Source organism: Leclercia sp. M50, from assembly GCF_037150775.1.
In the GTDB taxonomy this organism is placed as follows: Bacteria; Pseudomonadota; Gammaproteobacteria; order Enterobacterales; family Enterobacteriaceae; genus Enterobacter.
Genome location: NZ_JBBCPK010000110.1, coordinates 1 through 11833, shown reverse-complemented (window position 1 = coordinate 11833; position 11833 = coordinate 1). Strand labels below are relative to the sequence as shown.

11 protein-coding genes are annotated in these 11833 nt (G+C 57.4%); 7 read left to right on the top strand and 4 right to left on the bottom strand.

Annotated features, from left to right (window positions below; all coding sequences use genetic code 11):
- Window positions 1-195 (top strand): hypothetical protein (locus WFM46_RS20165; protein ID WP_336998363.1); only part of this gene is annotated, 195 nt, incomplete at its 5' end.
- A gap of 171 nt (window positions 196-366) precedes the next feature.
- On the opposite strand, the gene dps is transcribed toward WFM46_RS20165, so the two are convergent.
- Both dps and rhtA read right to left on the bottom strand, forming a co-directional pair.
- On the bottom strand, window positions 367-870 hold the full coding sequence (dps, locus tag WFM46_RS20160; RefSeq protein WP_103178794.1) for a DNA starvation/stationary phase protection protein Dps: 504 nt from the start codon (window positions 868-870) through the stop codon (window positions 367-369).
- Window positions 871-1149: 279 nt separating this feature from the next.
- Window positions 1150-2037 carry a threonine/homoserine exporter RhtA gene (gene rhtA, locus WFM46_RS20155; RefSeq protein WP_156654142.1) on the bottom strand — a complete coding sequence of 296 codons (888 nt, stop codon included), beginning with the start codon at window positions 2035-2037 and terminating at the stop codon, window positions 1150-1152.
- A gap of 355 nt (window positions 2038-2392) precedes the next feature.
- Between rhtA and ompX the strand changes: the two genes are divergently transcribed.
- A complete protein-coding gene (gene ompX / locus WFM46_RS20150; protein ID WP_103178796.1) occupies window positions 2393-2911 on the top strand; it encodes an outer membrane protein OmpX in 519 nt (172 codons plus the stop codon).
- Window positions 2912-3189: 278 nt separating this feature from the next.
- Here the strand turns inward: ompX and WFM46_RS20145 are convergent, their stop codons facing one another.
- Complete coding sequence (locus WFM46_RS20145; RefSeq protein WP_336998362.1) at window positions 3190-4773, bottom strand: phosphoethanolamine transferase; 1584 nt, start codon at window positions 4771-4773, stop codon at window positions 3190-3192.
- A 279-nt stretch (window positions 4774-5052) separates the two neighbouring features.
- Window positions 5053-5178, bottom strand: coding sequence for a manganase accumulation protein MntS (gene mntS / locus WFM46_RS20140; protein ID WP_103178798.1), 126 nt, complete (start codon window positions 5176-5178; stop codon window positions 5053-5055).
- Between the two features lie 183 nt (window positions 5179-5361).
- Between mntS and mntR the strand changes: the two genes are divergently transcribed.
- The 5 genes from mntR to WFM46_RS20115 all read left to right on the top strand — a co-directional run bounded on the left by mntR (window position 5362) and on the right by WFM46_RS20115 (window position 11233).
- Window positions 5362-5835, top strand: a complete 474-nt coding sequence (gene mntR, locus WFM46_RS20135) for a manganese-binding transcriptional regulator MntR (protein ID WP_103178799.1) — start codon at window positions 5362-5364, stop codon at window positions 5833-5835.
- Window positions 5832-6941, top strand: a complete 1110-nt coding sequence (locus WFM46_RS20130) for an anion transporter (protein ID WP_336998361.1) — start codon at window positions 5832-5834, stop codon at window positions 6939-6941. The genes mntR and WFM46_RS20130 overlap by 4 nt, the downstream gene beginning before the upstream one ends.
- Window positions 6942-7044: 103 nt before the next feature.
- Window positions 7045-8145 carry an HlyD family secretion protein gene (locus WFM46_RS20125; protein WP_336998360.1) on the top strand — a complete coding sequence of 367 codons (1101 nt, stop codon included), beginning with the start codon at window positions 7045-7047 and terminating at the stop codon, window positions 8143-8145.
- Entirely contained in the window at window positions 8142-9713 is a 1572-nt protein-coding gene (locus tag WFM46_RS20120; protein WP_159339252.1) for a DHA2 family efflux MFS transporter permease subunit, read from the top strand. Before WFM46_RS20125 ends, WFM46_RS20120 begins: the two co-directional genes overlap by 4 nt.
- The gene (locus WFM46_RS20115) at window positions 9710-11233 is read left to right on the top strand and encodes an efflux transporter outer membrane subunit (protein WP_336998364.1); all 1524 of its coding nucleotides are present in this window, start codon (window positions 9710-9712) and stop codon (window positions 11231-11233) included. Before WFM46_RS20120 ends, WFM46_RS20115 begins: the two co-directional genes overlap by 4 nt.
- Window positions 11234-11833 lie beyond the last annotated feature (600 nt).

Below are 11833 nucleotides of genomic sequence, written 5' to 3'. Positions count from 1 at the left end.
CTTCATAGCATTTCCTTTTATATCCACGGGGCGATCCCCTGCGAGAACGAACGCTCTATGAAAAAATCGTGCCAACTTTACAACGTGTTGTTTTTGCAAGGCCAGGACGGATTTCATTGCACAAAAAAGGTCACAATGGCGGTCAGTTGCACCATAACGAAGCACTGTTTTGGTGCAGCGAAACGCCATCACTAACGGTTATGCTATTTAGCGCAAATATTGATGAGAAAACAATCTTTCATTAACGATTGTGTGAGGTGATTATTACAAATGCTTTACGTTTGCCGGGGGAGAGGAAAAATGACTGCACCATGAAAGTGCAAAACCCCCGCCGAGGGCGAGGGTGTAATAGCAAAAAGCTATGGATTACTCGATGTTAGATTCGATGAACCACAGGAACTGATCCAGGTCGCGGGAAGCCGCGGTGAGGATATCCGCCGTGTCTTCGTCTTTCACTTCGCCAATCGCTTTACGCACATCGTTAGCGACCACGGCATAACGATCCGCCAGCTCTTTCAGGTGGTCCTGAACGCTGTGGATATCCAGCGGGTAGCTCTTCAGCGGCGTTTTGCTGTTAATCACCTGGGTAGTACCCAGCGCCACACCGCCCAGCTGCACGGCACGTTCAGCCATGGTATCCAGGTGGGTAGTCAGTGCAGTGCGGAAGCCATCCAGCATCTCATGCACAGCAATAAAGTTGGCACCGCGCATATTCCAGTGAGCCTGTTTAGTAATCAGAGACAGGTCAATGAACTGGATCACCTGGCGATTCAGCAGCTCAATCGTCGCTTTCTTATCGCTGTCTGACACATCGTTACGGGTATACAGCAGATTAGGTGCTTTTGTTTTTACCAGTTTAGCGGTAGGCATAATCTCATTTCCTCTTGATGTTGGCGTCCAAAGTTATTTCGAGATTAAGTATAGCACTGGCTATAGATAGCGCGACCGGGTACTGCCTATCGGTTTAATAGTGAAAGGTTGGTTGTTATATGTAACCTATTGAAAATAAAGCAACATGGATATATGCGGGTAAATTAATCTTATTTTTTAAGGGCTTTGAGGGAGGGGAGGGAGATATTTCAAAATAATGACGCTAATGCGAATGGGAATATTTTGCCGGGAAGCCACTTCCCGGCAAAATAACGCCTGCTAGCGGATATCCACCTCTTCGACTTTACTCTCCCGGCGCAGGGTAAGGGTCGATCCCATCGAGGCGGCAATGATTGAGCAGAGCGCCAGAGTCTGGGTGAAGGTCAGGGATTCGCCAAGAAACACCATCCCGGATATTGCCGCCAGCGCCGGTTCCATGCTCATCAGGGTGCCGAAAATACGCGTCGGCAGGCGTGTTAAGGCAATCATCTCCAGTGAGTAAGGGAGCGCGGTGGAGAGCACCGCCACCGCCAGCCCCACCGGCAGGATTGACCACTGCCAGATCGATTCGGTGGCCTGGGCCATCCCCAGAGGAACGAAAACAATGGCGGCGATAAGCGATCCGAGGGCGACCGTGGCCGGGCCGTGCTCTTCTCCTGCGCGCTGTCCGGTCAGAATATAGATGGCCCAGCAGGCACCGGCCCCCAGCGCCAGCGCCGCACCGGTGAGATCAACGTGCGAGACGTCCTGGCCCAGCGGCAGGAGAAACCATAGCCCGAGCACCGCCAGCACCACCCAGATAAAGTCTACCGGACGTCGGGAGGAGAAAAGGGCTACCGCCAGCGGGCCGGTGAACTCCAGCGCCACGGCGATCCCCAGCGGCACCGTCTGAATCGACAGGTAGAAGAGGTAGTTCATCGCCCCCAGAGAAAGCCCGTAAAACAGCAGGGGCAGGCGCTGCTCCTTCTGAAAGCGCAGCCGCCAGGGTTTAAAAATCACAACCAGAATGAGGGTGCCGAGCGCAATACGCAGCGCCGTCACGCCAGGGGCACCCACTAGCGGAAAGAGCGATTTTGCCAGCGACGCGCCGCTCTGAATGGAGAGCATAGCAATAAGGATAACGATGACGGGCAACCAGACCGGCGCCCTGCGAGACAACCCAGGCATCCTTTCTCCTGTCAGTTTGTGTCAAAGGAAGTAAAGAGGAGGAGTGTAAAGGAAATAACGCCGGGCGGTTGAGACTTTGTTGAAAAAAAGTCGTCACAAATCCGTAAAATGGCGTCACACGAGCGGATGATTTCTGTAACAGTTTAGGAATCGTCTGGATGAATGTATTGTGACTGACGCGCAAAATTAGCTGATTGAAACACAAATCTGGTGTTTTTTGAATAAGATAGCTGCTGGTGGAAATGTTTAGTTACATGAAAACCCGCGTTAGACATCATGAATCACAAAGAGTTTCACAAGTTTTTTTGATATATTTAAAACTTACGGATTTACTTGAAGCACATTTGAGGTGGTTATGAAAAAAATTGCATGTCTTTCAGCACTGGCGGCAGTTCTGGCTGTTACCGCAGGTTCCGCAATGGCGGATACTTCTACCGTTACTGGCGGTTACGCTCAGAGCGATATGCAGGGCGTGATGAACAAAACCAACGGTTTCAACCTGAAATATCGCTACGAGCAGGATAACAACCCACTGGGTGTTATCGGTTCCTTTACTTACACCGAGAAAGACCGTTCTGAAGACGGCGCGTACAACAAAGGTCAGTACTACGGCATCACCGCTGGCCCGGCTTACCGTCTGAACGACTGGGCAAGCATCTACGGTGTTGTGGGTGTTGGCTACGGTAAATTCCAGCAGACTGAAAACCAGGGCTTCAACCGTACTGCAAGCAACAGCGACTACGGCTTCTCCTATGGCGCAGGTATGCAGTTCAACCCAGTTGAAAACGTTGCGCTGGACTTCTCCTATGAGCAGAGCCGCATCCGTAACGTTGACGTTGGCACCTGGATCGCGGGCGTAGGTTACCGCTTCTAATCACTTCGGTGAGCCAATATAAAAACCCGCTTCGGCGGGTTTTTTTGTTTTTGTCCTTCCCTGTGCGCTGAAGAGCCATCAGGAATATTTCGCGTCTACAGCAATGATCAAATTCTAAAAAAATCGCTAACTTACAGCGGCTCCCTGCTCCGGCTGAAAATCGCCGAAGCGTTTCCGGAAGGCCGGGGCGAGGCGCATGCTCTCCCTCACCCCAACCCTCTCCCTCAAGGGAGAGGGAGCAGACCATGGTTGCGGACCGATAGGTGGGGGCTAACAACCTACCGGCTTTTCGTCTCAAACAGATCCGTCCCCAGATGGTTGTAATCCACTTTCTGTAATTTAAAGTTGGTCACATACACCGGCGGCGCTTTGTCGTTTGACAGGAAGCGGTACTTATTCGCGATCTCTTTGGCCCTGATCCCCGTCCACTGCGAGAAGAAACTTAAGAAATCATTCGCCGAGCGGCGCGCTTTGATGATGCGATGGGCTTTGTCATCGCTCGACAGCACCATAAACGGCACCTGGAAGTTCTGCTGATAAGCGTCGTCGTGCGCCAGATACTGCACCTCTTTTCCGCGCTCTTTGAACGCCAGCCCGTGATCGGAGAAATAGACCATCGAGAAGCTCTCGCCGGTGTTTTGCAGCTGGGCATAGAGCTTGCTGAGCAGGTCATCGGTCTGGGTCATGGTGTAGAGATAGCACGAGGTCTCTTTCGACTGCACGAACTCGGCATATTTCCCCTGAGTGCGATCGCAGGCCTGCGGGTGGGAGCCCATCAGGTGCAGAACGATCAGCTGCGGCTGGGTGCGATGGCTGCTGAAGACCTGTTCGGTCATCTTCAGTAACGCCTCATCCCGGGTATTTTTATCCGCCTCGAAATCACCGCTTTTCAGGAAATGCACTTCGTCAGCCCGTTTGGCAATGCTGGCGATGGCGGTATCGTATTCCCCGATCTGCCCCTGGTTGGAGAACCACCAGCTCTGGAAGCCCGCGCGGTTGGCGAGGGTCACAAAGTTATCCTGATACTGTGGCTTGTTATCCACTACCCGGTTAAGCGTCAGCCCCAGCGACTTCTGGGTTGAACCGCTGGCGGCAATGTAGTCGGTAAAGAGCGTGCCGTTGACCTTGCTGGCAAACGGGGTGTTATTCCAGTGGCCGCCAAAGGCCCCCAGCGCATCGCGGCGGGCGCTTTCACCGATCACCACCATATAGATGTGATACTTCGGTTTTACCCCCAGCACGTTCCAGGTGTCCTTCATCTGTGACAGTTCGGCCATCCGGGCCTGCTCTTCAACCACTTCCTGGTTGTTCACCACCACATCTTTGACGAAGCGAAACACCGGATAGCCGGTATCTTTCAGCTTGAAGAGGCCGCCCCAGGCCAGGTTCTGCACCGGGGCGACGAAAAAGGCCACCACGCTGAAGACCAGGCACAGGCTGTCGATTTTGCTCCATGCGTTTCTGGGCTGCGGCTTACGGCGCACGGCAATCACGCCGAGCGCAAAGATAAACAGGGCAACGATATAGCTGTACCACGGGAAGATGGTGAGGATCTCTGTCGACTCTTCCATGTTGGTGGAGTGCATCGCCAGCAGGGTATTAAAGTTTGGCGCGCCGTAGGCCTGACCAAACGGGAAATACATTGCCGCCACCAGCGAGCAGATCCCAACCACCCCTTTCTGCAGTCGCGGCGCGCCGAGCCACAACAGATGCAGGATACAGGTGAAGGCAACGGCATACAGCAGGCTGAATTCGTAGCCCAGGGCAAAGTTAATCAGCAGCGACTGTAAAAAATAGAATCCCGTCCACGGGCTTAAGGCCCGGCTGCGGGTAATGAGCGTCTCTTTCAGGGTTAAATTCATAGGTCACTATCGCGAAAACGCCATGTGCTCACCCTGGCGCCAAGGGTCAAAACCTGCCTGAGAATGCGTAGAAGGGGGATTGAGGTCCGCATCTGCGAGCCGCAAAAAGTGCAGGGCTGCAAGAAGATAGAGCCAGTAAGGTATAACGTCAACAGATATAAAAGGGGTGTTTTGCGAAGAGGGCTGCATTTCCGTAAAAAAGATCGGGGAATAGCCGTCCGCGAGGGAGTATAGCGATGATAAATGACAAAAAAATGAAGCGGCGTACCGCGACGCCGCTTAGTGGGAAGGTTTGTTCTGCTCTGGCTTGCCGTTGATGATGTCGCAAATCATATTCAGCAGCATTAAGCGTACCTTAAAGGGAGAGTGGCTAAACACGCGCATACACCTCTTGAATTCGTTCATGTGACCTCCTGCGGGTTGATCCCTTCGATCCCTGAAGGGTGACTGCATTACATACAGATATAGCACAGGCTATGTTGTATAGCTATGGCTATTACGTTAATTTTTTGTGCTTGTGTAGCGATGGTTTACAATGGCCGCTTATGCATTGATACGCTTGATGTGTCACCGGATTGAGGAAGCACAATGAATCGCCGTGCAGGTAAACCAACAACAAAAAAAATGACGCAACTGGTCAATGTCGAAGAGCATGTCGAAGGCTTTCGCCAGGTTCGCGAAGCGCATCGCCGCGAACTGATTGATGACTATGTCGAGCTGATCTCGGATCTGATCCGCGAAGTAGGGGAGGCCCGTCAGGTGGATATGGCGGCGCGTCTCGGCGTCTCGCAGCCGACGGTGGCAAAAATGCTCAAGCGTCTGGCCACGGTGGGCCTGATCGAAATGATCCCCTGGCGCGGCGTTTTTCTCACTCCGGAAGGGGAAAAGCTGGCGCAGGCGAGCCGCGAGCGCCATCAGATTGTCGAAAACTTCCTGTTGGTGCTGGGCGTGAGCCCTGAGATTGCCCGCCGGGATGCCGAAGGAATGGAACACCACGTCAGCGAAGAGACGTTGCAGCAGTTCCTGGCCTTTACGCTGAAACACGGATCCGCCGCAGAATGACCTTTCCAGGCCTGCGGGCGCTGGCCCGCGATCGCTTCTTTCATCTGTTGCTGGTGGTCGGGATTGGACTCAGTTTTCTGGTGCCCTTCGCACCTGAGCGCTGGCCTGCCGCCATTGACTGGCACACCATTATTACCCTCGCCGGACTGATGATGCTCACCAAGGGGGTCGAGCAGAGCGGCTTTTTTGATGTACTCGGGCGCAAGATGGTGCGCCGTTTCGCTACCGAGCGGCGCCTGGCGCTGTTTATGGTCTTCTCTGCCGCGCTGCTCTCCACCTTCCTGACCAATGATGTGGCGCTGTTTATCGTGGTGCCGCTGACGCTCACGCTGCGCAAGCTGTGCGAAATCCCGGTCAACCGGATGATCATCTTCGAGGCGCTGGCGGTTAACGCCGGGTCGCTGTTGACCCCGATTGGTAATCCGCAAAACATCCTGCTATGGGGGCGCTCCGGGCTGTCGTTCGCCGCCTTTACCTGGCAGATGGCGCCGCTGGCGCTGGTGATGATGCTCACCCTGGCGCTGCTGTGCTGGTTTGCTTTCCCGGCAACGCCGCTGCGCTACCACAGCGGCAGCGCCGTCGCCCAGGCGAAACCGCGGCTGGCGTGGAGTTGTCTGGCGCTCTATCTGGTCTTTCTGGTGGCCCTCGATCTGAAGCAGGAGCTATGGGGCGTGCTGCTGGTGGCGGGGGGCTTCCTGCTGCTGGCGCGTCGGGTGCTGATAAGCGTCGACTGGACGCTACTGCTGGTGTTTATGGCGATGTTTATCGATGTGCACCTGCTGATTCAGGTCCCGGCGTTGCAGGGCGTACTGCAAAATGTCACCCATCTGTCGCAGCCGGGACTCTGGTTGACCGCCATCGGGCTGTCGCAGTTTATCAGCAACGTACCCTCTACCATTCTGCTGCTGAACTATGTGCCGCCGACGGCGCTACTGGCCTGGGCGGTAAACGTCGGGGGCTTTGGTCTGCTGCCGGGATCCCTCGCTAACCTCATCGCTCTGCGCATGGCAAACGATCGTCGTATCTGGTGGCGCTTCCATCTCTGGTCGCTGCCGATGCTGGTCTGGGCCGGGTTCGTCGGTTTCGGATTATTCCTTCTCATATAGTGCCCTCTTTGTCAGTTTTTCCTGGCAAATGTATAGCAACGTCCTAACTTTAGTGAGCGGTATAAATGGTGATACCGCTCACTAACAGGATGGATGCTGTTCTATGGCCGAAGAAAACCACACCTCTGAAGACACAGATAATAAAGACAATAAAGAGACTGAACGTAAACGCCCCGGCAAAAAACCGCTGATTATTCTGGGTATTGTGGTGATCGTGATGGTCATCGTGGCCCTGGTCTGGTGGATGATGACCCGCAACCAGGAGACCACCGACGATGCCTTCACCGAAGGCGACGCCGTCACCATCGCCCCGAAAACCGCAGGCTACGTCACCGAACTGCGGGTGCGGGATAACCAGCGGGTGAAAAAAGGCGATCTGCTGGTGACCATCGATCCCCGGGATACGCTCGCCCAGCGCGATCAGGCTAAAGCCCAGTTGGGTCTGGCCGAGGCCCAATTGCATCAGGCCCAGGCGCAGCTTGCCCTCTCGAAAGTGCAATATCCCGCCCAGCGTGATGAAGCGAATGCCCAGGTGATTAAAGCCCAGGCCGATCTCGCCAATGCCCAGGCGGAGTATCGCCGTCAGCGCGGCGTCGATCCCCGCGCCACTACCCAACAGAGCATCGACGCGGCCAATGCCCAGCTGCGCAGCGCCCAGGCCCAGCTAGCCAGCGCCAAAGCGCAGCTTGAGGTGGCCTCCCAGGTGCAACTGCAAATTCGTCAGCAGGAGACCAACGTCGAAGCCCGGGAACGTCAGGTGGAGCAGGCGCGCGCCCAGCTAGAGACCGCCGAGCTCAACCTCTCTTACACCCAGGTGCGTGCTCCCTTTGATGGCTACATCACGAAGCGCAACGTCCAGACCGGTACCCTGGTGCAGGCGGGCACCGCGCTCTTTTCTCTGGTTTCGAGCGATATCTGGGTGGTGGCCAACTTCAAAGAGTCCCAGCTGGAGCGGATGCGCCCCGGGAATAAGGTTACGCTGAGCGTGGACGCCTGGCCGGATATGGAGCTGGAAGGGCATGTCGACTCTATCCAGCAGGGGAGCGGCTCGCGCTTTGCCGCCTTCCCGTCGGAGAACGCCACCGGTAACTTCGTGAAGATCGTCCAGCGCGTGCCGGTGAAAATTGTTATTGATAAAGGGCTGGACCCTAATAAGCCGCTGCCGCTGGGCCTGTCGGTTGAGCCGAAGGTAACCGTGGAATGACCGACCACAGCCATGAAAACTGGCGGCCCGCCAGCAACCCGTGGGCGGTGGCGATCGTCGTCACCCTTGCGGTGTTTATGGAGATCCTCGACACCACCATCGTGAACGTGGCGCTGCCCCACGTGGCGGGCTCGCTCTCCGCCAGCTATGACGAATCCACCTGGGTGCTCACCAGCTATCTGGTGGCGAACGGCATCGTGCTCCCCATCTCGGCGTTTCTGAGTCGGCTTTTTGGCCGCAAGCAGTTCTTCCTGATCTGCATTGTGATGTTCACCATCTGCTCCTTCCTGTGCGGGATCGCCACCGAGCTGTGGCAGATCATCCTGTTCCGTATTCTGCAGGGCTTCTTCGGTGGCGGGCTGCAGCCGACCCAGCAGTCGGTGCTGCTCGACTACTTTAAGCCGGAAGATCGCGGCAAGGCTTTTGGCCTGTCGTCCATCGCCATTATTGTTGCCCCGGTGCTGGGGCCAACGCTTGGCGGCTGGATCACTGATAACTACTCCTGGCGCTGGGTGTTCTTTATTAACATTCCGGTGGGGATAGTGACCGTTCTGGCGATCTATCAGCTGCTGGAAGATCCGCCCTGGGAGAGCAAATCGAAGGAGAAACTCTCCGTCGACTGGACCGGCATCGGCCTTATCGCCCTTGGCCTCGGCTGCCTGCAGGTGATGCTCGACCGCGGGGAAGACGAAGACTGGTTTAACTCGAACTTTACGCGCACCTTCGCCGTCCTGACGTTGATCGGCATTATCGGCGCCATCTACTGGCTGCTGTATGCCAAAAAGCCGGTGGTGGATCTGCACTGCATGAAGGATAAAAACTTCGCGGTCTCCAGCCTGCTGATGGCCGGTATGGCGATGATCCTCTACGGCAGTTCGGTGGTGATCCCGCAGCTGGCGCAGCAGGACCTGGGCTATACCGCCACCTGGTCAGGGCTGGTGCTCTCGCCCGGCGCGATCCTCATTGTGCTGACCATCCCGCTGGTGCTGAAGCTGATGCCGATTGTGCAGACGCGCTGGATCATCGCCTTCGGCTTTGCCTGCCTGGCGACGGCCTTCTTCTGGTCGCGGACGCTGACGCCGGATATCGATTTCGAGACCCTGGTGCTGTTCCGCAGCGCCCAGTCGATTGGGCTGGGGTTCCTGTTTGTGCCTCTGACCACCATCGCCTTTATCTCGATCCCCCGGCGGCTGAACGCCGACGCTGCGGCGCTCTTTACCATGTTCCGTAACGTAGCGGGGTCGATCGGTATTTCGCTCTCGACGGCGGCCATTACCGAGCGCTCCCAGGCCCACAGCGCGCATCTCGCCACGCATACCTCGGCGTTTGATGAGCCGTTCCAGCAGACGATCCGCGAGATGGCCCAGGCGATCCAGAACTTTACCACCCAGGTGGGCGACCCCACCGGCATCGCCACCGGGCGCATGTACCAGGCGATGATTGAGCAGTCGCGTTTCCTGGCCTACGTGGACGTCTTCACCATTCTGAGCGCGGTGGCCCTCTTACTGATTCCGTTTTGTTTGTTGCTCTCGCCGGTTAAGAGCGAGGGGAGTGCAGGAGCACACTGATGATTCGACGTTTAAGCCCCCTGATGTTAATGCTGCTGCTGGCAGGCTGTGCCGTAGGGCCTGATTACCAGCAGCCCGCGCCGCAGACCCCGAGCCAGTGGAACGATCCGGGCGACAGCGGCGTGAAATCACAACCCGCGTCGAGCGCCATCAATCCTCGCTGGTGGAAATCCTTCGGCGATCCGCAGTTGGACAGCCTGATTGAGCGCGCCATCGCCGGCAACCTGTCGCTACAGCAAACCGTGCTGCGCATCGCCGGGGCGCGGGAGCAGATCAACCAGGCGGGCGGCGCCTTCTTCCCGGCGGTGAACGGCAACCTGCAGGCTACCCGGCAGCAGCTGGGGCTGGAGGGGGAGCTGAAATCCCATGGCGTGTACGACCAGCTTGATGATGTCGACCCTGACCTGCGCGGGGCGCTGGGGCCGCTGACCCAGCCGATTAACCTCTATCAGGGCAGCTTTGACGCCCAGTGGGAGCTGGATCTGTGGGGCAAGGTGCGCCGCCAGGTTGAAGCCGCCAACGCTCAGCAGCAGGCAGCTATCGAGCAGCGCAACGATGCGCTGGTGTCGCTGGAGGCGGAAGTCGCCCGCGGCTGGCTCCAGCTGCGCGGTGCCCAGAGCAGCATCGCGACGCTCAACACCCAGATCGAGAGCGCGCAGCAGACTCTGGATCTGACCAGCAGCCGCCAGCGCGGCGGCCTGTCGCCGCAGATGGACGTGGAGAACGCCCGCGCCCAGCTCGGTAATCTGGAGGCGCAGCTTCCGCAGTATGAAGCCCAGGCGCGGCAGGCGATGAACGGCCTGGCGATCCTGCTGGGCAAACCGCCGGGGGCGCTGGACGGCGAGTTGCAGGCCAGCAAACCGCTGCCCGCGTTGCCGGAAATTGTCCCCACCGGGATCCCGTCCACGCTGGCGCGACGCCGGCCGGACGTGCGTGAGGCCGAGGCGAATCTGCATGCGGCCACCGCGCAGATCGGCGTGTCGGTGGCGCAGCTCTTCCCCAGCGTCTCTCTCAGCGGCCAGTTTGGGCTGCGTAACAGCGAGGCCAGCTGGCTCACCGACTGGAGCAGCCACTTCTACAGCGTCGGGCCGCAGGTCTCTATTCCCATCTTCCAGGGCGGACGGCTGGTCTCCAGCGTGAAGGTCGCCCGTGCCCAGCAGGGCGCCGCCGTGCTGGACTATCGTCAGACGGTGCTTACCGCGCTGGGGGATGTGGAAAATGCGCTGGTCAGCTACCGCACTGACCAGAAGCGGGAGGCGGGATTAAGCAAAACCATCGATGCGCTGCAAAACGCTTTCGATCTGGCGAGCAGCAGCTATCGTCAGGGGATCGCCACCTTTATCGACGTGCTGGATGCCCAGCGCCAGCTGGCCCAGGCGCAGCAGCAGCGGGATCAGGCCCGGGTGCAGAGCGCGCTGGATCTGGTGGCGCTTTATAAAGCGCTTGGCGGGGGATGGGAGCCGTATCAGGAGGTGCAGCTGCCGGATTATGCTGTGTTTGGGGATGCACCGAGGGGATGATTGCTGGTAGCAGGGAAGGGGCGTCTGGGTGAGTTCGGTAGTGTGTTCCGTTCACTTTGAGACCCGTAGATTATAAAGTGCCAGCACACGTGAACGGGAAAAGGGGGCCACCGCGGCCCCCTTTTCAATCCCCGCGGCCCCGCAAGAAATCGGTGCTTCGCACTGCGCTCACCTCCCGACCTGCTGCCTGCGGTCGGCTCAACTCGACAGCCTGTCTCGATTCGCCTCTGGCCGCCATCCCTGGCGTCCAGCCCTTGTCATCCGGTCTCCGGCTCGCCGATTTCAGCGGGAACTCAACCCCCGTGCCACATGCAAGACTTATAAAAAATCTTTTTAAATCTTCTTTCAAACAGCTGGAATGGTGGAGGGGGCGGGAGTCCGGCTGAAAATCGCCGAAGCGTTTCCTGTAGGCCGGGGCGAGGCGCAGGAATGCGCCGAGAGGGCGTGACCTACATGGATGTAGGTTCACGCCCGACCCGAAAGCCGGAAGGAATAAGCTGAAGACAAAATTGCCGGGAGCAATTTTGGACAGCGCTTGCGCTGGCCCCGAAGGGGTGAGCCCCAGGGATGGGGCGAACAATCCGCGAAGCGGCGATTTTC